At 67.8% G+C, this 26,303-nt stretch carries 13 protein-coding genes; 5 read left to right on the top strand and 8 right to left on the bottom strand.

Going from position 1 to position 26,303, the window contains the following annotated elements:
* The first annotated feature begins 55 nt into the window (after positions 1-55).
* Positions 56-1,474, top strand: coding sequence for an ATP-binding protein (locus ACFW6D_RS11190; RefSeq protein ID WP_379327159.1), 1,419 nt, complete (start codon positions 56-58; stop codon positions 1,472-1,474).
* Between the two features lie 24 nt (positions 1,475-1,498).
* Here the strand turns inward: ACFW6D_RS11190 and ACFW6D_RS11195 are convergent, their stop codons facing one another.
* The 5 genes from ACFW6D_RS11195 to ACFW6D_RS11215 form a co-directional block, all read right to left on the bottom strand.
* A complete protein-coding gene (locus ACFW6D_RS11195; protein WP_379327085.1) occupies positions 1,499-6,193 on the bottom strand; it encodes an amino acid adenylation domain-containing protein in 4,695 nt (1,564 codons plus the stop codon).
* Between the two features lie 145 nt (positions 6,194-6,338).
* The gene (locus ACFW6D_RS11200; protein ID WP_379327087.1) at positions 6,339-11,966 is read right to left on the bottom strand and encodes an amino acid adenylation domain-containing protein; all 5,628 of its coding nucleotides are present in this window, start codon (positions 11,964-11,966) and stop codon (positions 6,339-6,341) included.
* A 13-nt stretch (positions 11,967-11,979) separates the two neighbouring features.
* Positions 11,980-15,585 carry a nocobactin polyketide synthase NbtC gene (gene nbtC, locus ACFW6D_RS11205; protein ID WP_379327089.1) on the bottom strand — a complete coding sequence of 1,202 codons (3,606 nt, stop codon included), beginning with the start codon at positions 15,583-15,585 and terminating at the stop codon, positions 11,980-11,982.
* Entirely contained in the window at positions 15,578-16,891 is a 1,314-nt protein-coding gene (locus tag ACFW6D_RS11210) for a polyketide synthase (protein WP_379327091.1), read from the bottom strand. Before ACFW6D_RS11210 ends, nbtC begins: the two co-directional genes overlap by 8 nt.
* On the bottom strand, positions 16,888-17,640 hold the full coding sequence (locus ACFW6D_RS11215; RefSeq protein ID WP_379327093.1) for a thioesterase II family protein: 753 nt from the start codon (positions 17,638-17,640) through the stop codon (positions 16,888-16,890). The genes ACFW6D_RS11210 and ACFW6D_RS11215 overlap by 4 nt, the downstream gene beginning before the upstream one ends.
* Before the next feature lie 272 nt (positions 17,641-17,912).
* Here ACFW6D_RS11215 and ACFW6D_RS11220 point away from each other — a divergent pair, with 272 nt between their 5' ends.
* Positions 17,913-18,572, top strand: coding sequence for a GNAT family N-acetyltransferase (locus ACFW6D_RS11220; RefSeq protein ID WP_379327095.1), 660 nt, complete (start codon positions 17,913-17,915; stop codon positions 18,570-18,572).
* Positions 18,573-18,653: 81 nt separating this feature from the next.
* On the opposite strand, the gene ACFW6D_RS11225 is transcribed toward ACFW6D_RS11220, so the two are convergent.
* On the bottom strand, positions 18,654-19,919 hold the full coding sequence (locus tag ACFW6D_RS11225; RefSeq protein WP_379327097.1) for a SidA/IucD/PvdA family monooxygenase: 1,266 nt from the start codon (positions 19,917-19,919) through the stop codon (positions 18,654-18,656).
* A gap of 104 nt (positions 19,920-20,023) precedes the next feature.
* Here ACFW6D_RS11225 and ACFW6D_RS11230 point away from each other — a divergent pair, with 104 nt between their 5' ends.
* The 3 genes from ACFW6D_RS11230 (at position 20,024) to ACFW6D_RS11240 (ending at position 22,508) form a co-directional block, all read left to right on the top strand.
* A complete protein-coding gene (locus ACFW6D_RS11230; protein ID WP_379327099.1) occupies positions 20,024-20,731 on the top strand; it encodes a siderophore-interacting protein in 708 nt (235 codons plus the stop codon).
* Positions 20,732-20,805: 74 nt separating this feature from the next.
* Positions 20,806-21,225: a TIGR03667 family PPOX class F420-dependent oxidoreductase gene (locus tag ACFW6D_RS11235; protein ID WP_379327101.1), complete on the top strand. Its 420-nt coding sequence runs from the start codon at positions 20,806-20,808 to the stop codon at positions 21,223-21,225.
* Between the two features lie 71 nt (positions 21,226-21,296).
* Complete coding sequence (locus ACFW6D_RS11240) at positions 21,297-22,508, top strand: pyridoxal phosphate-dependent aminotransferase (RefSeq protein WP_379327103.1); 1,212 nt, start codon at positions 21,297-21,299, stop codon at positions 22,506-22,508.
* A gap of 42 nt (positions 22,509-22,550) precedes the next feature.
* On the opposite strand, the gene ACFW6D_RS11245 is transcribed toward ACFW6D_RS11240, so the two are convergent.
* Both ACFW6D_RS11245 and ACFW6D_RS11250 read right to left on the bottom strand, forming a co-directional pair.
* Positions 22,551-24,281: an ABC transporter ATP-binding protein gene (locus ACFW6D_RS11245; protein ID WP_379327105.1), complete on the bottom strand. Its 1,731-nt coding sequence runs from the start codon at positions 24,279-24,281 to the stop codon at positions 22,551-22,553.
* Positions 24,278-26,110, bottom strand: a complete 1,833-nt coding sequence (locus ACFW6D_RS11250) for an ABC transporter ATP-binding protein (RefSeq protein WP_379327107.1) — start codon at positions 26,108-26,110, stop codon at positions 24,278-24,280. Before ACFW6D_RS11250 ends, ACFW6D_RS11245 begins: the two co-directional genes overlap by 4 nt.
* Between the last annotated feature and the right edge of the window lie 193 nt (positions 26,111-26,303).

The raw sequence follows: 26,303 nt of genomic DNA on the forward strand, positions 1-26,303 counted from the left end.
CCCAGTTTTGGGAGTATCATCGAAGTTACTATCATCAATGATACTAAGAGGTGTGATGGACTTCGTCGGGCGATGGCACGAGCTGCACACCCTGGACGACGCCTTGTCCGGCGTCCGTTCCGCGATCGGAACCTCGAAACCGGGGCGTTGCCTGATCCTTCGCGGCCGTCGCCGGATCGGTAAGTCTGCGCTGATCGAGGAGTTCACCCAGCGCAGTGGTGTGCCGAATGTCTTCTACACCAGCGAGATCGGGCTCGGAGCCGACCCGCTGGCAGAGTTCTCCGACACGGTCGCGCGTTCCTCGCTGCCCGATGCCGAAGTCTTCGACGAGGCACTTCCGGCCAACTGGACCGCTGCCCTGCGTCAGCTCGCCGGCATTCTGCCCGACGATGAGCCGAGCATCGTCGTTCTCGACGAGTTGCCGTATCTGATGGACGAGTCCGGGGCATTCGAGAGTGTCTTGCAGCGCGCGTGGGATCGCGAACTGTGCCGCAAACCGGTGCTGTTGATCCTGATCGGTTCCGATCTCGCCATGATGGCGGCGCTCACGTCGTATGGGCGCCCGTTTCATCAGCGTGGTACCGAGATGCGCTTGGGACCGCTCAACCCGGCCGATGTCGCGGCCATGACCGATTCCGGTGCCGCGGAGGCCTTCGATGCCACTCTCATCACCGGCGGATTGCCGATCATCTGCGCGCGATGGCGCGCGGGCGAGGACGTGTGGGCGTTCTTGAACAGAGAACTGGCCGACCCGGTCAGCCCGCTGATCGTCTCCGCGCAGCTGTCTCTGGCCGCCGAATTCCCCGATCACACCTTGGCGCGACAGGTCCTCTCCGCGATCGGCAGCGGCGAACGAACGTTCACCAATATTGCCCGTGCTGCAGGCGGTCTGGCCGGTACGAGCCTCACGCGTGCGCTGAACCTGTTGGTGGACAAGGGAATCGTGGCTGGGGAACTGCCGATCGGTCTCACCCCGTCGAAGGAACGCCGCTACCGGATCACTGACTCCTACCTGCGGTTTTGGCTCACCTTTCTCGGCCCCTACCTCTCTGAACTGGATCGCCTCCGCAGCGACCTGACGGTGGATCGGATTCGCCGCGGTTGGACGAGTTGGCGTGGGCGTGCGGTGGAACCCCTGATCCGCGACTCGCTCGCCCGGCTGCTCCCGGCCGAAGGCATCCCCGCTGCGCCCGCCATCGGCGGATACTGGACTCGCACCAACGACGTAGAGATCGACATCGTGGGCGCCGACCGGGAACCCGTCGCGAAGGAACTGACCTTTCTCGGTTCTATCAAGTGGCTCGAGAACTCACCCTTCGACATCCATGACCTCACCGAGCTACAGAATCACCGCTTCCGGTTGACCGACGCCCACATCCCTTTGATCGCCGTCAGTCGCTCAGGTGTCTCCACCGACCATCTTGCCGCCTCCTTCAGCCCCGCCGACCTGATCGCGGCGTGGAAACCGCGATAGTCGACCAGATGTGGGCGCTCAGTGTCAGTTGTCCAACGCGTCGGCGAGGGTGGTGATCGCCAACTCCCAGAGTTCGGCGAAGCGGGTCGCCTCGGGTTCGGTGAAAAGGGCTGTGCTCCAGCGGAAGTTGGTGGTGAGGGCTGGGCCTTCGGGGGTGGTGCCGATGCCTGCGATGACGTCGATCGCGTAGCGCAAGGGGAGGTCGGGTTCGGGGTCGAGGGGGAGGGCGTGGTCGTGTTCGCCTACGAGGAGGGACCAGGAGTCGGATTCGTTGCCGCTCAGGTCGATTCGGCCGATGTAGTTGAATTCGACCTGGGGTTCGGCGGCGGTGCAGAGTTCTGCGGCGCGGGTGACGTAGCGGAGGAGTCCGTAATCGAGGCCCTGGTTGGGGATTTCGCGTAGGTGGGTGGAGACCGAGTCGAGCAGGGTGCAGGCGGCGGCTGGGTTCGCTTGTGCGCGTGCGATGTCCACGGCGTTGTCGCCGACGCCGAGGCGGACGGGGAAGACGCTGGTGAACCAGCCGAGGGTGTTGGCGGTGTCGGTGCCGAGGGTGGTGTCGGCTCGGCCGTGGCCTTCCATGGCGATCAATGCGCCTGCGGCGAGGTCGTTTCCGTTGTCGGCATGCAGCGACGCCATGGTGATGGTGAGTGCCGTGAGGAGGAATTCGCGGACGCCCTCGTCCTTGCCGATGCGGTTGAGCAGGCGGTCGGTGACGGCTACCGGAGTGGCTACTGTGCTGACGCGCAGGCTCGACCAGGTGTCGGTGGTCGGTGCGGGGTGACGGGAGCCGAGGGGGGCGTCGGGTTCGCGCACCTGGGCGGCCCAGTAGTCGCGCTGGGCGAGGACTTCCGGTTCGGAGGCGCGCTGCCACATGGCTTCGGACCACTGACGGTAGGAAGTGAACTCGGGCAGCATCTTCGGGGTCACGCCGGACTGGATCTGCTGCCAGGCGGCGGCGAGGGCGTCGAGCATGATGTGCCAGGAGACGACGTCGACCGCGAGGTGGTGCACGGCGAGCAGCAGGATGTCGCCGGACTCGCCATCTGCCATCGGACCGGTCTCATCGACGTCGACGCCACCGACCACCGGTTCGAGACCGGCCGTCGACGAATCCGCGCTTGTTCTCGGCCCGGAGTGCACTCCGGATTTCGTGGCCGGGAACCAGACGGCACGCATCATCTCACCGGAACGCGGATCGATCGCATCGTTGGCGGTGCGCGCGAATTCCCCGATGGCTGTGTGGAGTTCGGCACCGGAAAGGTTCCGAGGCGCTTCGATCACCACGTCGGCGGCGTTCACCACGCCGGGTGCGCGGGTGACCATGCGCGGCCCGTCGGTGGTGTCGGTGAGGATCGCGCGCAGGGTGTCGTGCGCGTCGAGCAGTGATTGGAGCGTGGCTTCGATTGCCGCGCGGTCGATTCCGGCGGGCAGGCGCAGGAGCGCGGTTTGGGTGAAGCGGCGGTAGTTGCCGTATTCGTACATCCAGGAGACGACCGGCAGCGGCGGGACCACGCCGTAGGCGTCTTCTCCGGATTGTGCGGCGGCGGCAGGGGCGTCGTCGACGGCGGCGGCCAGTTCGCGAATGGTCGGGCAGGCCAGCACCATTCGCGGGTTGAGGGCCAGGCCGCGGCGGCGGGCCTTGTTGACGAGGGAGATCGCGACGATGCTGTCGACGCCGAGTTCGTAGAAGTCGGCGTCGATGCCGGGGGCGCGGCCGTCGAAGAGTTCGGCGAAGAGTTCGCTCAGCGCGATCTCAGTGGGGGTCTCGGCGGCGGCGTTGCTGTCGGCAGCCGAAAGCGACTGTTCGGCAAGCTCGTTGAGGGCATGGGTGTCGAGCTTGCCGTTGACGTTCACCGGCAGCTGTTCCATGACGATGATGCGCGCGGGAATCATGTACGCGGGCAAGCGTTGTGCGAGATCGGCGCGGACCCGGCTGACGATCACCGCACGTCCTGCCTTGCCGACGACGAAGCCGACCAGCGACGCACCACCGGCGCGACGCACCACAGTGACTGCGGCAGTGTCGATGTCGGCGGAGCGGCGCAGCGCGGTCTCGATCTCACCGACCTCGATGCGATAGCCGCGTACCTTGACCTGGGCGTCGGCGCGGCCGAGGTAGCCGAAGCGGCCGCCGGGCAGTCGGCGCACGAGGTCGCCGGTGCGGTACATGCGCTGGCCGGGGCGAGTGGGGTCGGCGACGAAGCGGTCCGCGGTGATGGCGGGCTTGCCGAGGTAGCCGCGGGCGAGCTGCATACCGGACAGGTAGAGCTCGCCGACGATGCCCTGCGGGACCGGGCGCAGCCGGGAGTCGAGGACGTAGCCGACCATGCCGCCGTTGGCGGTGCCGATCGTGGGGATTTCCGAGGTGGCGACGGGGGCGACCACGGCTTCGACGGTCGTCTCGGTGGGGCCGTAGCAGTTGTACACAGCAGTGTCGGGCAGGGCGCGCAGTCGCGTCCACAGGGCGGTGTCGATGGCCTCGCCACCGAGGGCGAGGACCGACAGTTCGCGATCGAGCAGGCCTGCCGCCGCCAGTTGGGCGAGCATCGAGGGGGTGGTGTCGATCATGTCGATGTCGAATTCGGCCATCCCCGAGACGATTCGGTGCGCGTCGCGCATTTCGTCGGCGTCGAACAGGTGCAGGGCCTGGCCGGCGAAGAAGCCGACCATGGGCTGCCAGGAGGCGTCGAAGCCGAGCGACCAGGCGTGGGCGATGCGCAAGGGGCGGCCGAGTTTCGCCATGGCGGGGCGGTAGAAGCGCTCGAGGTGATCGGCGAAGTAGCCGCTCAGTGCCGCGTTGGTGCCGACGACGCCCTTGGGTTCGCCGGTGGAGCCCGAGGTGAAGATGATGTAGGCGGCGTGGTCGAGTTCGCGATGCACGGAGGGGGCGTGTGCGGGTCGGACGGCGATCCGGTCCACGACGGCGGGCTCGTCGAGCGCCAGCACCTGGATCGGCTGTCGATCGACCGTGGCGACACGAGCGTCGCTGAGACCGCCGTCGACAGACACCGTGGCTTCGTCCAGCAGGGCACGGTCCGAACCGAGCAGCACCGCAAGCGTCGGGTTCGACTGGCGCAGAATCGATTCGATGCGGCTGGCGGGAAGTGAGATGTCCACCGGAACATAGGCGGCGCCTGCGGCGAAGGTGGCCAGGATGGCGATGATCGAGCGCGGGCCGCGCGGGAGCATCAGGGCGACAACGGTTTCCGGTTCGACGCCGTGGGCGGCGAACTCGCCCGCCATTCGGCAGGCCTCGTCGCGCAGGGCGCGGTACGTGAAGACCTCGCCGGCAGTGGTGGTGAGGGCGACAGCGTCGGGAGTGGCGATGGTCTGCTGCTCGAACAGTTCCCAGGGGGTGGCCGTCGGAGCCGGGGTGATATCCGTTGCCGCGCTGCGGAGTTCAGCGTGCTCAGCGGGTGTGAGCAGGTCGATCGCCTCGATGGTCGCGGTGATGTCGAGAGTCGGCAAGGTGCGCAGGATGGTGAGCATGCGGGCGCCGAGGTCAGCGGGGTCGAGGTGGCCGAGCAGGGCGGGGATCGCTTCGACCAGGACGAGGAGTTCGCCGTCGCTCAGGTGGGAGACGACCGTGAGCGGGTAGTGGGCGAGGCTTTCCATCTCGATCGGGCGGAACTGCGCTCCGTCGGGGGCGGTGACGGTCTTGATGGCGTCGTCGATGGGGGCGTTCTCGAACACGAACAGGGTGTCGAACAGGGCGCCGTGACCGGCCGCGCGCTGCAGGGTCGACAGGCTGAGGTAGCCGATGTCGCGCATGGCGGCCGAATCACGTTGCAGGCGTGCGCATTGCGCGACTACCGGCTCGGCGGGGTCGAGGCGGTGCACCACCGGGACGGTGTTGATGAACAGCCCAACCATGCCTTCGACACCGGTGAGCTTCTCCGGGCGGCCGGAGATGGTGGTGCCGTAGACGACGTCGCGGCGGTCGGTGATGCGGCCGAGCAACAGCGTCCACGCGAACTGCACGGCGGTGTTGAGCGTCATGCCGTTGGCGCGTGCCCACTGCTGCAATTGCTCGGTTTCGTTGGTGGACAACCGAAGTCGTGTCGTCTGCGGAACACCCGCGCCCCCGGTGCCGTCGGCCAGCACCAGCGGGGCGCTGACCTGCTGCAGGTACTCGGCCCAGCGGCGGGCGGCGTCGTCGTGGTCCTGGGCGCCGAGCCAGCCGATGTAGTCACGGTAGGGGCGCGGGGCGGGCAGGCCGTCGAGGGTGCCGCCGGCCTGATACACGGCGAGCAGTTCTCGGAAGAAGACCGCGACCGCCCAGCCGTCCATCAGGATGTGGTGCGCGGTGAGGATCATCCGCCTGCGCGGCTCGGGCGCGTCGGTGACGTTGAGCAACAGCACGCGCAGCGCGGGCCCACGGCTCAGCACGAACGGCACGCGGCGTTCGGATTCGGCGATCGAGTCGAATTCCGTTGATCGCGCGTCTCGTTCGGTCCACGGCAGTTCGGCGTGCGACGGAATGATCTGCACCGGCTTGGGCACGTCGGTGTCCCAGAAGGCGGCACGCAGGTTCGGGTGACGATCCAGCATGGCCTGGGCGCTGCGGTGCAGCAGGTCAGCGTCGAGCGGTCCGCCGATATCGACGACGAATTGCATCGTGTAGAGGTCGATCTCGGTGCCGGTCAGCCGCGACAGGGAGAACAGGCCCTCCTGCAGCGGGCTCAGCGCGAGTACGTCTTCGATCTTCGGCGCACTCATGCTGCGTCCTCTCCTAGCTGCTGGTTGTTGCTGCGCGAATGCGCTGGCCGCACACTTTCTCGGCGTTCGGTCGAAATCTGCACCGATGACGGCAGTGGTGTGCGATTACGGCAGCACACCACCCCACCCCGCCATCGCCGCACACTCATCCCTGGGCTGACCAAGCCGCGGTCAGCGCCGACAACGCATCGGCCTCCAGGCCGGAAGCACTCATCGGAGCGTGCGACACCTGTTCGGGCTCTTCGGTTTCCGGCGCGGCCGCATCGACGGCGGCCGCGAGTTCGGTGATGGTGGCGCACTCGAAGACCAGCTGCGGGGTCAACGCCAGGCCGAGTTCGGCGGCGCGGGCCGACCACTGGATGGAGATGACGCTGTCGCCGCCGATGGCGAAGAAGTTGTCCTCACCGGTGACGTCCTCGGTATCGAGGAGTTCCTCGATCAGCGTGATGAGCGTGCGCTCGGTATCGGAGTCGGCCGGCCCCGCGGCGACGACGTTCGCGGCGGCCGGGGCCGGTACTGCCAGCAGTCGCTCCAGGTCAGCGGCAGGCAGCACGCGTAGGTCGGCGACGGGCAGGTCGGGGGTCTCGGCGAAGGCGCGCAGTGTGGCGGCGAGCGCGTCGGCGATCAGGGCGGCGGTGGCGGGTTCGTAGAGGTCGGCGTTCACGACGACGCGCACGTCCATGCCGCCCTCGGCGGTCACGTTCAGGCTCAGGTTCAGATCCAGGAACGAGACGTCGAAGTCGGCGGGCAGCACCGTGACGGTGCTCTCGCCCGAGGTCGAGAAGGGCACGGTGGTGGGTGCCCAGTCGGCGCCGCGGAAGTGGATCATGCTCTGGAACAGGGGGTTCCGTGAGCGGGAGCGGCGCGGGTTGAGGGTTTCCACCAGACGCTCGATCGGCAGGTCCTGATGGGCGTTGGCGTCCAGCACGACGTTGCGTGCGCGAATCACGGTGTCGCGCAGGGTCGGTGCGTTCGACAGGTCGTTGCGCAGCACCACCATGTTGGCGAACAGGCCGATCATGTTCGTGGTCGCCTGGTCGGTGCGGGCGGCCACCGGGGTGCCGAGGGTGATGTCGTCACCACCGCCGAGGGCGTGCAGCAGAGTCGCGACGGCGGCTTCGCAGACCATGAATTCTGTTGCGCCACTGCGCATCGCCAGCTGCTCGAGGCCGGAGCGGACCGAGGCGGGCAGGGCGAAAGTGACCACTTCGCCGCGCTTGCCGAGTTCGCGCGGACGGGCGCGGTCGTGGGCGACCGAGATCTCGTCGGGCACGCCGTCCAAAGCCGTACGCCAGTAGTCGATCTGGGCCTGGGCGAACTCGCTGGGCACGGAACGGTCGAACAGTTCCTGCTGCCACAGGGCGTAATCGGCGAACTGGAGCGGCAGCGGCGCCCACCCGGGTGCCCCGCCGGTTTCGCTGCGGGCGCGGTAGGCGGTGGTGAGGTCGTCGAGCAGCACGCCGAAGGAGGCGTGGTCGGCGACGATGTGGTGCACGAGCAGCGAGAGCACGTGGGTGTTCGCGTCGAGGACCAGCAGTTCGGCCCGGATCAGCGGCTCGCCGTCGAGGGTGAAGTGGTAGTCGGCGATCTCGGCCAGGGCGGCGGAGAGCTGCTCGGCGGCGACCTCGCGGACCGGAAGCGGGACCGGCGCGGCGGGGTGGACGACCTGGTAGGGCGAGCCTGCGTGCTCGGGGAAGGTGCTGCGCAGGGACTCGTGGCGGGCCACGACATCGTCCAGCGCCGCACGCAGCGCCGCGATGTCGAGCGGGCCGTCGAAACGCACGGCCAGCGGCAGGTTCCCGACCGAACCGGCGCCCTCCATCCGGTACTGGAACCACATCGCCAGCTGCGAGTACGACAGTGGGATGCGTTCCGGACGCGGGCGAGCGGCGATCTCGGGGCGGTTGGACCGCACCGATCCCACGGCGGAGATCCGATCGGGGACGCCGGGCCGGCCGGAATCGGTGTCGGCGCCGCTCGATTCGGGGGCGCCGGGCAGGCCGGAATCGGTGTCCGCACCGCTCGATTCGGGGACGTCTGCCGTTCCGGCTGCACCTGATCCGGTGGGAACGGTGGCCGTGACGCCCCGATCAGCCGCGCCAACGGCGGAGCCGGCCGAGCCCGCAGCCGAATCGCCTGTGGCAGACGCGACCGATGCCGCGCTGTCATCTGTGGCGGGCGCTTCGTCGAAGTCGTTGTCGACCGCATCGAGGTCGATATCGAATTCAGCGAGGAATCGGGCGACGAGGTTCGCGGCCAGGGCGGCTGGGGTCGGGCTGTCGAAGACGACGCGGACGTCGAGTTCGATGCCGAATTCCGCGCGGATCTGGGCTACCAGGCGGGCAGCCAGCAGCGAGTGGCCGCCGAGTTCGAAGAAGGAGTCCTCGGCGCTCACCTCGTCTTGGTCGAACAGGGCGCCGAACAGGGCGCAGACCTTGCGTTCGGTGGCGGTGGCCGGGGCGCGGTGGGTGCGCGCGACGGCGGGGGTCGCGGTGGGCAGGGCGCGCTTGTCTAGCTTGCCGTTGACGGTGAGCGGGATTTCCGGGATCACCGCGAAGGCGCTGGGCACCATGAATTCCGGCAGGCCGGACGACGCGAAAGCCTGGATCTGTGCGAGGTCGATGGTCGCCTCGGCGGGCACGACGTAAGCGGCCAGCATCGCGCCGAGGGCGGGGTTCTCGGTCACCACGACGACGCAGTGGGCGACGGCGGGATGGGCGGCGATCGCGGCTTCGACCTCGCCGAGTTCGATGCGGAACCCGCGCACCTTCACCTGCTCGTCGGCGCGGCCGATGAACTCGAGTTCGCCGAAACTGTTGCGGCGCACCAGATCACCGGATCGGTACATACGCGCACCCACCACGGTTCCGACACTGGCTGTAGCGTCGCTAGAATCAATATCCTCGCTAGCTATAGCGGCGTTAGTTCTGGTAGCGCCGGTAGCAGCGGGCGTGCCTGCAACGACGGCGGCCGACTCTTCGAGGGTCGACCCGCGCACCGCACTCGCCATGACCGCGAACGGATCCGCGACAAAGCGCTCGGCACTGAGCCCGGCGCGCTCGAGGTAGCCACGGGCCAGCTGGTCGCCACCGAGGTAGAGCTCACCGATCACGCCGTCGGGCACCAGTTGCAGCGCCTCGTCCAGGACATAGGTGTAGACGTTTCGGTTGGGGATGCCGATCGGCACGATGCCGGTGCCCTGCGGGCCCTCGACCGCCATGTAGGTCGAGCAGACGACGGCTTCCGTCGGGCCGTAGTGGTTGCGCAGTTCGGCGTCGAGGGTGTTGGCGAGGCGGTCGGCGACCTCGCCGGGCAGCGCTTCGCCGCCGACGGGGATCTGGCGCAGCGACTGCCACTCGCTGATCTCGGGCAGCAGCAGGAAGGTGCTCAGCATCGAGGGCACCATCTGCAGCACCGTCACCTCGCGCCGGGTGATGAGGTCGGCGACGTAGCGAATGTCGCGGAACGCCTGAGGTTTCGGCACGATCAGCTGTGCGCCGACGGTGAGGGTGAGCGCGATGTCGGCCAGCGAGGCATCGAAGCTCACGGACGCGGACTGCATCAGGCGGTCGGTGGGGACCATGTCCCAGTCGGCGGAGAAGCAGACGATGTGTTCGGCAATCGCGTTGTGCGGCACCGGAACACCCTTGGGCTTGCCGGTGGAACCCGAGGTGTAGATGACGTAGGCGAGGTTCGACGGACGCAGCGGACGCAGCCGGTCGGCGTCGGTGGGTGCGGCGACGGACAGGTCGGCCGCGATCTCCTCCGCAGCAGCCAATTCGACTGCGCCGAGTAATAATCGGGGCTTCGCGTCCTCGATCAGGTACTCGATGCGGTCGTCCGGATAGGAGGGGTCGATGGGCAGGTACGCGCCACCGGCCTTCAGTACCGCGAGCACGGCGACGATGAACTCCACCGACGTGCCGAGGCGAAGGCCGACGATGTCCTCGGTGCCGATGCCCTGCTCGATCAGCCAGTGCGCCAAGCGATTCGCGCGGGTGTGCAGCGCGGCGTAGGTGAGTTCTACGTCGTCGGAGACGAGGGCGAGCGCGTCGGGAGTGGCGGTGGCGGCCGATTCCAGCAGGGCGACAAGGGTTGTCGCGGGCTGGTCGACGAGCACGCCGTGCGAGCGGTCGAGCAGCGCGGCGCGGTCGGCGGCGCCGAGCATGTCGAGATCGGCGAGCCTGCGGTTCGGGTCGCGCAGGGCGCTGTCGAGGAGGCGGCCGAAGTGGGCGAGCAGCTGGTCGATGAGGGTGTCGGCGAGCACGTCGGTCTGGTATTCGGCTTCCACGACCGCGGTGCCGTCGGCGTCCAGGACCACGGCGAAGGCCAAGGGCACCTGCGCGCTCGCCGCACCCAGCTCGAGCTGGGTGGACGTGACGCCGTCGATGGCGAAACCGTCGGCGCTCTTGCGCACACTGAAGCCGAGGCGGACCAGCTGGTCGAGGCCGTCGCGTCCGGCGACGCGGCCCGGGTTCGCTTCGCGGACAACACGATCGATGCCGACGCCACGGCGGGCGAACGCACCGGTGCAGGTGTCGCGCACACCGGCGACCAGGGTGGCGAAGTCGTCGCGGGCGCCGATGCCCGCACGCAGCAGCAGGGTGTTGCCGAAGTAGCCGATGAGCTGTTCGGTGCCTGCGGGGCGGTCGGTCACCGGGATGGAGACGAGGAAGTCGGCGGCGGCGGTGTAGCGGTGGACGAGGGCGTCGAAACCGGCCAGCAGCACCATGAACGGGGTCGCGGAGTGCTCGCGCGCGAACTGTTCGGTGCGGGTGACGAGGTCGGCGGGCAGGCGATGGGTGCGACGCTTGGCGGTCCTGCTCGGGCTTGCCGAGGCGGCGCCGGGAAGTTCGAGGGGTTCGGGCAGCGGGCGCATGGCTTCGCGCCAATACGCGACATCGGCCTCGGCGGGCTCGGCGATGGGGGCGAGCGCGGCGAATTGGACCGTTTCGCCAGCGGCGTCTGGTGCACGCCCGGCGGCGTTCACCTCGTCCGGGGAGGGCGCGGCATTCGCTGAAATGCTGGCGTTCATCTCGCCCGACGAAGGCGCGGTGTTCGCTGAAGTGCTGGCGTTCACCTCGCCCGACGAAGGCGCGGTGTTCGTCGAAGCCGGGCCGCTCGCTGGGTCGACCACCCCGGCTCCGCTCTGATCGGCAGCAGGTACTCCCCCGCGGTAGGCGGCGTTGAGTTCGGTGAAGAACACCGCCCAGGAGTCGTCGTCCCAGCAGATGTGGTGGATGGTGAAGAGCACGACGTGCTCGTCGGGGCCGGTGCGGATCAGGGTGGCGCGCAACGGGAGTTCGGTGGCGAGGGCGAAGGGGCGGGCGAAGTCGCGTTGGGCCAGCACCTCGACGCGCAGATCGCGACCGGATTCCGGGAGGTCGGTGAGATCATGGGTCGACCAGGCGGCACGGGTATCGGTGGCGAATACCTGGAACGGGGTGCCCTCGGCATCCGCGCCGTAGGTGGTGCGCAGGATGTCGTGGCGAGCCACCACGGTGTCGAATGCGGCGTGCAGGCCGTCGGCGTCGAGGGGGCCGGTGAGGCGGTAGGCGACGCAGATGTTGAGGGCCGTGTCCTCGGTGTCGCGGGTCTGCAGGAACCACATGCGCAGCTGGCCGGGGGTCAGCGGACGGCGTTCCCCCGCCGTAATACGCGGTACGGCAACAGGTTCGGCGGTCGCGACGGCCATGCCGCGTTCGCGCAGCTTCTGCTGCAGCAGCAGTTTGCGGCGTTCCGCGACGGACAGGGTGGCTTCGGTGTCAGACATGTTCTTCGGCCCCTCAGCCCTGGTTGGTGTTGCGTGCCATGAGCAGCACGACATCGTCGAGCGATGCGCCGCCGAGAATCGCCGCGACCGGGAGATCGCGATCCAGTTCGGCCTTCACGCGCTTGCGGAAGTCCAAGGCCTGCAAGGAATCCAGGCCGAGTGCGACCAAAGGCATGGTGGCGTCGATGGATTCGGCACTGTCGCCGCCGATCACTTTGAGCAGTTCGGTACGCACGCGCAAGTCGAGCGAGATGCTGTCCTCGCCACCGGTCGGGTGGCCTTGGAGCGCGCCCCCCGCTTGCCCAGCGGTCGATCCCATCGCGCCGGAGTTCGATCGCGTACTGCTCGTCCCGCAGTTCGCCCCGTCCGACGCCGGCACGTCGGCGCCCGATCGTGTGCCGCTCGCGCCAGGATTCGTCCCGCCCGAAGCCGACATATGGAGGCCCGATGTGTCAGAGGCGCCGACTCCTGGTCCGGAGCGCACGCCGGTAGTGACACCGGAACCGCCGGGGTTCCGCGGCGTGGCGGATTCGAGCCCCGTGAGCACACCGCCCTGGCCGAACGCCCCGAGCACCTCGCGCAGGAAGTCCCAGTCGGCGGCGACGATCATGCCGTCGCGGACCGGCGCGGCGAGCCCGGCCTCGATCGCGTCGGCGGGCACCATCGGGAACACGCCTGCCTCTTCGACCCGGGCGAACCCGGCGTCATCGAGCGGACCGGCCACGCTCCACAGCCCCCACTGCAGGCTGGCGGCGGCGATGCCACGGGCGCGCATCCTGCGGGCCGCCACATCCAGCATGCGGTTGGTCACCGCGTACAGGATCTGTCCGCGTCCGCCGAGCGTCGCCGCGATCGAGGAGCACAGCAGGACCCGGCAGTCGACGGTCAGCGGGACGGTGTCGATCAGGTTGTCGAGACCGCGCAGTTTCGCGGCGGCGGCGGTGTTCACGGCGTCGGCGGTGATCTGATCGAGTTCGGCGTCGACGTAGTTGACCGCAGCATGAATCACCAGATCCACTGGGCGATCGGCGATCTCGGTACCGAAGGCCTTCGCGCCCTCGATCTCGCTCACATCACAGGACCGCACCACGATCTCGGTCGCACCGAGGCCACGCAGCCGCGCCAGTTCCGGCGCCAGCGCCTCGGTCTCACCACTGCGGCTCAGCAGCGTGACCCGGCCCGCGCCCGTGCGCGCCAGGTGGTCGGCGAACCGCAGACCCAGCTGACCGGTGCCGCCCACGATCACCACGTGATCGAGATCTGTTCCGAGCGAACCGGTTTCACTGGTCGCATCGACGACCAGGCGCTTGACGAAGAGCTTGCCCGACCGCAGCGCGAGCTCGGCCTCACCGCTGGAATGCACCGCACCGACGATCTTGGCGGCCTGCGCGGGAGCGGATTCGTTCGCGGCCAGGTCGAGATGCCGGAACAGGATGCCGGGATGTTCGATACCGACACTGCGGAATCCAGCGGCGACACCCGCCTGGAACAGCCCGAGGATCGGATCGCTGTCGTGCACGGACTCGCCGCCGGTGGTCAACAACCAGCACTCACCACCGGGAGACAGCGCGGAAAGCGCGGGGGCCCATGCACGTTCGGCATAGAACGAGCTCAGCGACGCTATCGCTGAGGCGCTGTCGTCGTCGATGCCCGAGGGGAGCAGGATGACCACGGCGTCAGCGGAGAGTTGGTCGGCTCCCGTTCTGCTTCCGCTGTCACTGTCGGCGATATCTGTTCCGGACACCTGCTCGCCGACGATGCGCAGGTGAGGTGCGGAGGTCTCGGCACCGAAGTCCCGTGGACCGACTACCCGCGCTTCGGCGCCGTGCCGGTCGGCTGCGGTGACGAGAGCGGCGGCAAGGTCGCCACATTCGCCGGTGTGGTCGACGATGAGCAGGCTGCGGGGTGCGGTGAGCGAACGGCGCTGCAGCGGGGTCCACTGTTCCACCAGCCGTTGGGGTTTCGGTGTGGTGACAGCGAGCTCTGCCGGAGTTTCGTTGGCGCCCATCGGTGCCCAGAGGCGCTTCGGGTTGGTGATCGTGTGCGGGAAGTCGCGCAGCGGGAGGGTGACGGTGTCGTCGACTCGCAGTGCGTCCCAGCGGTAGTCGCTGTCGAGGACGGCGACCTGGGCGAGATTGCGGGTGAACTCGGACAGGTCGTTCGCGGTGCGCAGCGAGGTGCCGAGGACGCGGAAGTCGCGTGCGGGCATGCCGGGACGGGTCGGGACGAGGCCGAGGTTTTCCTGGAGGGCCAGTTGCAGCACCGGGTGCTCGGCGATCTCGATGAGCAGGTCGACGCCGTCAGTGCCCGCGCCGACGACCGCGCGGTCGAAGCGCACGCGGTTGCGCAGGTTCAAGTACCAGTAGTCCCGGTGGGTGAGGTCGGAGGTGATCGGGACGCCGAGAGTCGCTCCGTAGCAGGTGATCTCGGACTCGACGAAGTTCTTCCGGCTCATCTCGTCACCGAGCATCTCGATGAAATCGGAACGCAATTCGGCCACGATCGAGGTGTGCGCGGGGTAGGCGACGCGGATCTCGCGTGCGAACTGGCCGCGTGCGGTCGCGGTGTCGACGAGGTCGACGATGGTCTCGCGGTCGCCGGAAATAGCCAGGATGTGCGGGGAATTGATCACCGACAGCTCGGCCCACCCGGAGTGGCGGGCCAGCAGTGCCTCGACAGTGTCGCGGTCCATCCCGAGCACGGCCATCGAGTAGCCGCGGGGGGAAATGCGCTCGACCATGCGGGCACGGTGGGTCACCGCGAGCATCGCATCGCGCACGGTCATGACGCCCGCGACCACGCTGGCGGCGAGCTCACCCTGGCTGTGGCCGATCGTCGCGTGCGGGTCGACGCCGGCGGCCCGCCACAGCGCGGCCAGGCCGGTCATGTGAAACATCAACGCGGGCTGCACTTCCCACACCGTGTCCTCGAACTGGCCTTCATTGCCGAGCAGATAGTGCAGCGGCTGCGAGTGGCCGAAACGCTCCAGGTGCAGAGCGGCGCATTCGTCGACGACATCGCGGTAGGCCTGCGACTGCGCGTAGAACAGCGCGCCCATCCCTGGCCGCTGACTGCCCTGACCGGGGAAAACGAAGCCGATGCGGCGAGCGCTCGCCGGAGTATCCCCGTGCACGACCAGGGCGTGCTCGACACCGTTGGCGACCGCGTCGAGCGCGGACCACAGCTCGTTCGCGCTCCCACCCGAATTGGTGATCGGCGCGGCAGCCGCAGGATCAGGCTTCGACCCGAAACCCGCACCGGCGACAGCAGGTTCGCGATGCTGTCCGGTGCCAGCCGAGCTCAGTCGAGTCGGTGTACGGCCGGCGGTGCCAGCCGCTGCGACTGTGGACAGATCGGCCGGCACCCCGTTCACCGCGTCGGCAGTTGCGGTACTCAGGTCAGCGGCGCCGCGGGCGTATGTCGGTGGCGCCAAGATCAGCGCGCGGCGACGGCGGGGTGTGCGCGTGCGGAACAGCATGTCCGCCAAGCGTTCCGATGTCACGGAAGGGTACGCGGTGAGGTAGTCGCGCAGCGCGGCGGCCTCGGCACGCAACCCATCGACACTGTCGGAGGACAGCAGGACGGGAACACTGCCGTCCGGTAAGCGGTACTCAGCCATGATCGATTTCCTCCAGCACCGGCAGGCCGACGATGGCGTGCGCATTGGTTCCCGCGACACCGAACGACGAGACCGCGGCGTAGCGCAGGCCGTCCGCGCGCGGTGCCCAGTCGGTCAGTTCGGCGGCGAGCCGCAGACTGGTTGCGTCCCAGTCGATCTCGGTGGTCGGCTGGTCGGCCCACAGGCTCGGTGCGACCACACCGTGCGCACCGCACAGCAGTACCTTGATCAGCCCGAGCATCCCCGAGGCCGCCTGGGCGTGACCGATATTGGACTTCACCGAACCGAGCAGCGGGCCGTCAGCCCGGTCGGGATGGCCGTAAATCGCTGCCAGTGCGGCCAATTCGAGCGGATCGCCGACTGCGGTACCAGTGCCGTGCCCTTCGATCAGACCGATGTCGTCGGCACTGACGCCCGCGGCTGCGACGGTGGATTCGATCAGCCGCTGCTGGGCGGCCGAACTCGGCACCGCCAGCGGCGCACCCGCACCGTTGTGGTTGACCCGCGAGCCGAGCAGCTGCCCGTAGATTCGGTGGCCGAGCGCCTTCGCCCGCGATTCCCGTTCCAGCACAATGACTCCCGCACCTTCACCCCAGAGGGTGCCGGTCGGGTCGGCAGCGTAGGAACGGCAGTGGCCGTCGGTGGCGAGTGCATTGTTCTTGGAGAACTCGTAGAACGCACCCGGCGAACCCATCACGCACACGCCGCCGGCCAACGCCCAGTCGCACTCCCCCGCACGGATCGCCGAGGCGGCCTGGTGCACGGCGGTCAGCGACGACGCGCACGCGGTATCCACGCTGATCGACGGCCCGGTCAGGCCGAGCCCGTGCGAGATCCGGCCTGCCACCGCACCGAGCGCGGTGCCGGTGGCGCGATAACCGCTGTGCTCGTGCACCGAACCGGCTCGCGGCCCGTACTCGATCATCGAGACGCCCATCCAGACCCCGGCCGAATCACCGTCCAGCGCACCAGGATTCAGACCGGCATGCTCGAGTGCCCGCCAGGCCACCCGCATGGCGACCCGCTGCTGGGGATCCATCGCCACGGCTTCACGCGGGGTGATGCCGAAGAACTGCGCGTCGAACTCGGCGGCGCCGTCGAGGAAGCCACCTCGGTCACGGACCGTGGCCCACCCGTCGAGTCTGCCGAGCGCGAACAGCTCGTCGAGCGGCCAGTCACGGTCGCGCGGGAACGGCCCGATCAGCTCGCGGCCGGAGACCAGCGCGGACCAGAAATCGGGCAGGTTCTCGATACCGCCGGGGGCTTCGATGCCCATCCCGACGATCACAATGGGATCAATGCTCATCGAGCGAGCGCCTGGCCCACGAGCGCCTCGGCGATGCCGTCGATGTTGTCGTCGATGTAGAAGTGGCCGCCGTCGAACAGGTTGACCTCGATCTCGGCGGTGGTGCTCTGCTCCCAGCTGTGGAGATCACGCGGGCCGACGAACGGGTCGTCGTCGCCACCGAGCACCAGCACGGGCGCGGAGATCCGCACCTCGGTGCCGCACGAGTAGGCGTCGAAGGCGCGGTAGTCGGCCTTGAGTACGGGCAGCGCCATTCGCATCACCTCGCGGCTGGCCATCACATCGCTGCCGGTGCCGTTGAGCGCGGCCATGTGGTCGAGCAATTCGTCGTCCTCGGTGGGATGACCGGGGAGCTCGGCGATCCGCTGTGGCGCGGCCGCCGCCGACACCACCAGCAAACGCACAGTCAACCCGGCAGCCTCTGCCAGCCGGGCGAATTCGAACGCGACGATGGAGCCCATGCTGTGGCCGAAGACGGTCAGCGGGGCGCCGGTGTGGTGAGCCGAAGTACGGAAGGCTTCGAAAGCGCCTGCGGCCAGCTCGGGCAGCGTCTCGGCGGCGGCTTCGCGCGCGCGGTCCTGGCGGCCGGGGTACTGCACGATGGTGGTGTCGAAATCGGCTGCCATCCGCTTGGCGAACACCCGGTAGGCCGACGCGCCCGCGCCCGCGTGCGGGAAGACGATCAGGGGCGGTAGGGAATCGGTCCTGGGAGCTTGGAATTGCCTGATCCAGCCGAGTTCTCTTGCCATGACGCTCTCCCTCACCGGCCGCACACAGCTGCGCTACCGTTTCGCACTTGTCCAACACCGCGCTCACGCACGGGCCCGCCCGGCACAAACGGCCGGGACCTGGGCGAATCCTGTTGCATCCGAATCCGACCCGGTCCTTCGGGTAGCCCGGCTATTACCGGGCGATCGGTCGGGCAACAGTAACACCAACCCATTAGTATAGGCTAGCCTTACCAGTCGAGGTGACCAAGGTTACGATTGAACCAAGGTTTATTGAACGGAGCACCGAGCAGATGAATCCCGCCGGGACCCCCAGCGCACTGCCCCGCGAGCGGACCGACCTGCCCGCCGAGGTAGCTGCCGCACCCGCACCCATACTGCCAGTTTTCGCGGCACCTTTCTCGCTACGTGTGGCCGACCCCGACGGCACCGACCCCGAACTCATGGCCGAATGGATGGCCCGCCCGCACCTGCTCGAGGCCTGGGAGCAGGACTGGGACGCCGAACGTCGTCGCGAGAACTTCCGCGCCCAGCTCGCCGGAAACTATTCCCGCCCTTGCTTTCTCAGCATGGACTTCGCCGTCCTCGGTCAGCCGGAACTGGGTGTGCGCGAAATCGCCTACCTCGAGTTCTACCGCGCCGCCAAGGACGAGATCGGCGCCTTCTACGACAGCGACCCCGGCGACATCGGCTACCACATCGCTACCGCCGAGACCGCGGTGATCGGCAAGGGCATCATCACCGCGTGGATGTCGACGTTGAACGCCGCCGTCTTCGCCGCCGACCCCAGTTGCCGCCGCGTGATGGGCGACCCGGACTACCGCAACAAGGCGATCGAGCGCAGCCTGGCCAAGATCGGGTTCCATCGGCTCGCCGAGATCGACGTTCGGCCCGACCGCCGGATCGCGCTGCACGCGTTCCCCCGCACTCCCGCCGATCTCCCGGTCGTCTGACCGACTGGCGTAATCGCCCAATTCGCCTTCACAGAATCAGTTTTCTGATTATTTCGGCGCGTTTGTACGATTACGCCGGACTCAGCGGGCGAGTGCGGCGGCCCGCGCCCTGGCGGGCACCGTCTGCAACACCCGATCCGAGAGTTCGCCGAGGCAACTGAGATTCGGGAACCCGGGCCCCTGCGCCATCGCGGCCATATTGGGCAGGTAGAGCTTGCCCGCAAGCCCGGTGACGGCCAGGTCGTAGCCGATCGACGATTCGATCCGTGGCTGCGTGAGCGCCCCGCCGACGGCGAGTTCGAGCTGGTCGGCGGTCCGCTGGTCGAACAGGTCCAGGAACCACAGCGGCTGACCGCCGGTCGCGTCCACCACCAGGTCGAAATTGTGCACCTGGTCCGCGCGCAGCTCGTTGCTCAATGTCAGGGCCAGCGATTCGCCCTGCGGGACGATCTTGGTGACCCGGCCCTGCAGGTGGTGAACGCGGTTGTCGCCCAACAGACTTTCCTGCACGCGCACCGAGAACACCCCGCGGTCGGTGCGCCGGATCACGTCACGACGTTCCTGCACGCTCAGTGCCGCCCACTTCACCGGATCGCTGAACAGCGAGTTCTCGAAGAAGCTTTCGCCACGGGTGTAGAGGGTCGCCAGGGGGGAGATCACCGAGATGGTGAGCATCTCGTGGCGTACCAGTTCGTCGAGCGCTGAGCCGCCGGTCTCGCCGCCGCCGATCACCGCGGCGCGCGAGGCGGCGGGCAGGGCGCGCTTTCCCGCGAGGTCCCAGAAGTCGGCGATGCTGAGCACGCGCGGATGGTCGGCGAGGGCGCGACTGCTGCGGCCGGGGCCGGTGATCATCAGGCCGTCGGCGGTGAGTTCGGTGCGTGCGCCGTCGGCGTCGACCACCTCGACCTGCCACTGGTCGCTGTGGCTGATCCGCTCCACGCGGCCGAGGACCAACTCGAGCTCGATGGATTTCGCGACCCACTGCAGGTACTTGGCCCACACGTGGTGCTGCGGGCTCGGCCTGCCGCGGTCGATCCACTCGGCGTAGGTGCCGTGTTCGATCAGGAAGGTGGTCCAACTGAAGGCGGCCATCGCGTGGTCGATGTCGCGGTTGCGTCCGCGCGCCCAGGTGGAGTGGTACGGGAAGCCGATGTCCTTCTCGGGACTGGTGCCGAGGCGGTGCTGTCCGTCGGTCCAGCCGCCGGTGGGCAGCCAGTTTCCGCCGACGGCGTGCGCCTCGACCACGACAACACGGGGCGCGGGCAGGCCGAGCGAGCGCAGAACGTGCGATTTAGCCGCTACCGCAAGGGCTTTCGGCCCGGCCCCGACTACCAGGAGGGTTTGCACCGGTTCTTGCTCCACTCTTCCACGCACGCGCTAATATTTGCACAGGCTTACCTTAATTTGCCACCGCTGCAGACAGGCGGGTTGCGTTAGGCTAACCTAACGCCATGGGCAAAGGATTCAACGGACTCATCTGCAAGGCGTGGGGTGGTGCTGACTACCGGCTGACGGTCACGTCTTCCGAGCAGATCACCGACAAATTCGTACGCATCGGTTTCACCGCGGGCGGCTTGCTCGCCGACCACCCGGTGCATCCGACCCAGTGGGTCCGGCTGTGGATCCCGGAGGCGAACAGCGACAAGCTGCACCACCGCGGCTTCACCCTGGTCGCCCAGAACCCGGCCGAAGACACCGTGGCCATCGACTTCGCCCTGCACGACGGCCCCGCCGCCGACTGGGCCCGCTCCGCCAAGCCGGGCGACCCCCTCGATGCCACCGTGCTCGGCTCGGACTTCCAGCTCCCCGAGCAGTCGCCGAGCGAGTACGTGGTCTTCGGCGACACCGCCTCCCTGCCCGCGATCAACTCGCTGCTCGACTCCATCGGCGACACTCCCGCGCGCGTCTGGCTGGAATGGCAGCACGAGTCCGACCAGACCATCCCGGTCAACAACAAGCCTCACCACCAGGTCACCTGGCTCCAGCGCGTCGACGACGGCCGCCTACTGCGCGAGGCCGCGCAGGAAATCACCTGCCCCGCAGACGCTTTCGCGTGGGTGGCCTGCTGCGGCCACACCACCCGCTCGATCGTGAAAACGCTCAAAGCCCAGCACACCCTGCCCAAGACCGCGATCAAGGCGCAGGCCTACTGGAAGTGAGCGCGGGTGGCGCGGCGGCCTGTTTTCGGCAAAGGTAGAGGGCGGAAGTGTCCCCTACCTGCGAGGAGTACACAGTGTCCATTCTCGATGCCGCCACCCCCTTCGGCGAAGAAGTCGGTAAGCGCCTGGCCTCCGAAACCGTGATCTGGTTGACCACCGTCGGCGCGGACACCACCCCGCAGCCGAACCCGGTGTGGTTCCACTGGGAGAACGACGAGTTCCTCATCTTCACCATGCCCAAGGCGAAGAAGCTGCGCCACATCGCGAACAACCCGCGGGTCTCGCTGAACTTCAACGCCACCGAGACCGGCGACGAGGTGGCGGTCTTCACCGGCACCGCACGCGTGGACGAACCGCCCACCAAGGACGAAATCGCCCACTACGCACGGAAATACACCAAAGGCTTCGTCGATATCAAAATGACCGAGTCGGAATTCTTCGAGGCGTACTCGGTGCCGATCCGGATCGCCCCGCACCGCTTGCGCGGCTTCTGAAACTCGCGTGCGGGGGCGCGCTCCCGGCGAGTACTGTGGCGAGCTCCGTCCGTATCACGGTGGGAGCCGACATGCAGTTCAAACAGTCGAGCAAGCTCGCGAATGTTTCCTATGAGATCCGCGGCCCGATATCCGAGCACGCCGCTCGGCTGGAGGCCGAGGGTCACCGAGTGATCAAGCTCAACACCGGTAACCCGCTACCGTTCGGCTTCGACGCGCCGTCGGAGCTGTTGCGCGATGTGATCGCCAATCTGCCGATGTCGTCGGGGTATGTGACGTCGAAGGGGTTGCTGCCCGCTCGGCGCGCGGTGGTGCAGTACTACGAGGGGCGCGGGGTGGACGGTCTCGATGTCGAGAACGTCTTCCTCGGCAACGGCGCGTCCGAGCTGATCATGATGGCGATGACCGCGCTGATCGAGAACGGTGACGAAGTCCTTGTTCCCGCACCGGATTTCCCGCTGTGGACCGCCGCGGTGCACCTCAACGGGGGCAGGGCGGTGCACTACCGGTGCGACGAGAGCGCCGACTGGTATCCCGACATCGCCGATATCGCCGCCAAGATCACCGACCGCACCCGGGCCATCGTGATCATCAATCCGAACAATCCGACGGGCGCGGTGTATCCGAACGAGGTGCTCGAGCAGATGCTGGAGCTGGCTCGCCAGCACAATCTGATCGTCTGCTCCGACGAGATCTACGACAAGATCCTCTACGACGACGTGACCCACACCGCCACGGCCTCGCTCGCGCCCGACCTGCTGTGTTTGACGTTCAACGGGTTGTCGAAGGCGTATCGGCTGGCCGGTTTCCGCTCCGGTTGGCTTGCCGTTTCCGGTCCGACCCGGCATGCCGAGAGCTACCTCGAAGGCTTGACGATGCTGGCCGGGTTGCGGCTGTGCGCGAATGTGCCTGCGCAGCAGGCTGTTCAGGCGGCCCTGGGTGGGCATCAGAGTATTCACGAACTCACGCTGCCCGGCGGGCGACTACTCGAACAGCGCGATCGGGCGTGGACTGCTTTGAACGCGATTCCCGGGGTGTCGTGCGTGAAGCCCAAGGGGGCGCTGTACGCGTTCCCCAAGCTGGATCGGGCTACGTACCGGATCGACAACGACGAGAAGTTCGTGCTGGATCTGTTGCTGGCCACCAAGATTCACGTGGTGCAGGGCACGGGGTTCAACTGGCCGACGCCTGACCACTTCCGCATCGTGACGTTGCCGCAGGCCGATGATCTCGACCAGATCATCGGCAGGATCGGCGAATTCCTGTCCACCTACCAGCAGTGAGCAAGGCCTCGGCGGTGTTGTGGCACCGCCGAGGCCTCGGTTTCACGCAGGCTGCAAGCGCCAGCCGGAAGCCCGTTCACGCTCGTTCCAGAAGGCGGCGTAGCGGCCGTCGAGGGCGAGAAGCTCTGCGTGCGTGCCGCGTTCGGTGATGCGGCCCGAGTCCAGGAACAGGATCTGGTCGGCGTGGGCGATCGTCGAGAGACGGTGCGCCACGACGAGAACCGTTTTGTCCCTGGTCAGTTCGTGAATGCCGCGGACCACCACGGCTTCGCTGTGCGGGTCGAGGGCGCTGGTCGCCTCGTCGAGCAGGACGATGGGGGCGTCCTTGAGCAGGGCGCGGGCGATCGAAACCCGTTGACGTTCACCGCCGGACAGCGAGGTGCCGCCTTCACCGACGGTGGTGTCGAAACCGTCGGGCAAGCGTTCGACGATCTCGTCGACCCTGGCCGCTTCGGCTGCGCGGTGCAGGTCGGCGTCGGTGGCGTCAGGCTTGCCGATGCGGATGTTGTCGGCGACCGAGCGGTTGAACAGGTAGACATTCTGGAAGACCAGGGCGAGCTGGTCCAGGAGGGTGTCCGAAGGTTGTTGGCGCACATCGTGTTCGCCGACCGAGACCACGCCGGAGTCCACATCGTAGAAGCGGGCGGCCAGGCGGAGCAGGGTCGTCTTGCCCGAGCCGCTCGGTCCGACGATGGCGGTGGTGGTGCCCGCCGGGACGGTGAAGGTGAGGTCGGACAGGACTGATTCGCCGGGGCGGTAGCCGAAGCTCACGTCCTCGAAGACCACCGCGGGCGCACCGGGCGCGACCGGCTCGGTGGGGCTGGGCAGCGGCTGCTCGGCGAGCAGGTCGGTGATGCGATCCGCGGCCGAGGCGGCCGAGCGCAGGGCGGTGCCCAGTTGGGCGGCCTGGTTCACCGGTTCGATGAAGCGCGCGCTCACCGCGATCAGCGCGATCGCGGCGGCGGCCGAGACGGAGCCGTCGGTCACCTGCACGACCGCGATGTAGGCCAGCACCAGGAACACGGCCTGCACGAACAGTGCGAACACGATCAGGCCCGGGACCGTCGCGACCATCATCTTCAGTACGGCCGAACGTTGCTGCACCAGTGCTGATTCCAGCTTCTTGTTGCCGGTACCGACGGCACCGAAGGCCCGCAGCACGGGCTGCGCCTGCGCGAATTCGACGACCCGCGAATCGGCTTCGGCCGCGGCGGCGTGCAGGCGCGCGTCAGCACCGGTGTAGGCGCGGTTCGCGAGATTGTTGACCAGGTAGAGCACCGGCGCGGCGAGCAACATCGCCACCCCGATCCGCCAGTCGATGAACAGCATGCCGATCGCGACGACCAGCGGCACGATGATGCCGGTGAGCACCTTGGTGAGCAGGTAGGCGATGAGACCCTGCATCTCGCGCACGTGCTCGACCATCACGCGCGAGAGCGGGCCCGCGTCGCGATCTTCGAACCAGCCGAGCGGCAACGCGTTCAGCTGATCACCGAGGCGGGTCTGCAAACCGCGCTGCATGCCGAGGCCGATGCGCAGTCCGATCACGGCCTGCAGGTAACCGAAGACGACCACGCCCGCCACGGCGGCGGTCATGCCGAGCGCCCACAGCCAGGCGCCGCTCAGGTTGTTGTCGAACAGCGCTTCCAGCACGGGGACCAGCAGCAGGTAGGCGATGGCCTGGAACACCGCCTGCAGCACGATCACCGTGAGCAGGCGCGGGATCAGCGGGGCGAACTCGTCGGGGACGAGGCGGAAAACCTTGCGAATCATCGTGTTTCCTCCACCAGGGCGAGCGTGCCGAGCGCGGCTTCGTTGATCTCCCACAGCTGCTGGTACAGCCCGCCCGCGCCGCGCAACTCGGGGTGCGTGCCCTGTTCGACGATGGTGCCGTTGTCCAGCACCAGGATTCGGTCGACACCGGTGATGGTGTGCAGCCGGTGCGCGATCACCAGGACCGTGCGCCCGGCCACCAGGGCGGCCAATGCGTCCTGGACCGCGGCCTCGGATTCGGGATCGGCGAAGGCGGTGGCCTCGTCGAGGACGAGGACCGGGGTGTCGGCCAGCAGTGCCCTGGCGATCGAAAGACGCTGTGCTTCACCGCCGGACAGGGTCGCGTCGACGCCGATCTCGGAGTCGTAGCCGCGGGGCAGGGCCAGGATCCGGTCGTGGATCTGGGCCGCTACGGCCGCGCGCTCGATGGCGTCGTCATCCGCGCCTGGGCGCGCGAGCAGGAGGTTTTCGCGCATCGAACCACGGATGAGGCGAACATCCTGGAAGACGAATCCGACACTGCGGTACAGCTCTTCGCTGGAGAACGCGCGAATATCGCGGCCGTCGATGGTGATTCGGCCCGCGCCGACGTCGTAGAAGCGGGGCAGCAGTTTTGCCAGGGTCGACTTGCCGGAACCGCTCGGGCCGACCAGCGCGGTGATCGTGCCGGGGTTGAGTTCGAGGTCGATGCCGCGCAGCACGTCATGGCCGGTGCGGTAAGCGAATTCGACGCCCTCGAATCGGACGATCCCGGTCTTGGCGGTCGCCTCGGAGGAGGCGGTTTCCAGTTCCGGTGTCTGCATCAGTTCGTGCAGACGCAGTGCGGCGGCACCTCCGGCACGCAGGGCCTGTGAACCGTAACCGAGGCCGAGCAGCGAGCTGCCGATACCCAGTCCCACCAGCAGGAACGGCAACATATCGAGGGGATCCACCCAGCCGAGGCCGACACCGGCGAGCCCGCCGAGCACCACCACCAACATGACGAACACCGGCATCACCACGATGTCGGAGGCCGACTGCACGCGAATGATCGGCATCTTCATCCGATGCGCGGCGTTGACCTGGCCGTCGACCGAATCCTGGAACTCCTTGTGCGCCTTGCCCGCCTGCCCGAACGCGCGCACCACCTGGATGCCGTCGACGAACTCGATGGTCGCCTCGGCGGTGCGACGCTCCCAGCGGGTGTAGACCGCGAGCCGGTCGCGACCGTCGCGGTCCATGATCTTGCCGAACAGCACGAAGTAGGCGATCAGCGGAACCAGCAGCACCAGACTGAGCCGCCAGTCGACGGTGACCAGATAGCCGATGGTGACCACCGGAACCACCAGTGCGCCGACGAATTCGAGGCGGGCGTGCGCGACCAGGTAGTGCAGGGCCTCGACATCGTCGCGCAGGTAGTTCTTGACTTCGCCGGAACTGCGCTCGCCGAACCAGCCGAGCGGTACGCGGGTGAGCTTGTCGGCGAGCAGTCGGCGCAGGGTGAGCTGGTAGCCGGCGTCGACCGCGTGCGACCACGTCAGCGCGACGGCCTGCAGTAGCGCTCGCGCCACCAGCACGATCACGGCCGCGCCGAACAGCCACCACACGCGGTCGGTGTCGACCGGGGTGTTCAGCAGTTCACGGCAGGCCGCCACGATCAACAGGAACGGGACCACCGAGCAGACCGACGCGAGGGCCACGAGCAGGCTCGCCACCGTGAGCATCCCCGATACCGGTGCCAGAATCTCCTTGCGCGCCAGCGCTTCCCGCTGCTTCTGCGCTTTCGCTGCTGCCTTGGGCAGCCGGTTCCCCGACTCCGCCCCCGGCGGCGGCGCTAACTGCACCGTCATATCGTTCTCGCCTCTCGAACCTGTCCGCGGCAAATCCGCAAGGATAGGTTAGCCTAAGTTGAACGGTTGTGGCCTGTCGGGGAAGGTTGTGTGAACTACCAGTCAACCCGTCGGCAATTCGTAATTCCTCCGCGTAATTTCCTCCGTACCTCTTGATCTCTTTTAGCGGTGGGAGAACGAAAATGTTTGTCAC

It is taken from the genome of Nocardia sp. NPDC058705, assembly GCF_042749305.1.
In the GTDB taxonomy this organism is placed as follows: Bacteria; Actinomycetota; Actinomycetes; order Mycobacteriales; family Mycobacteriaceae; genus Nocardia.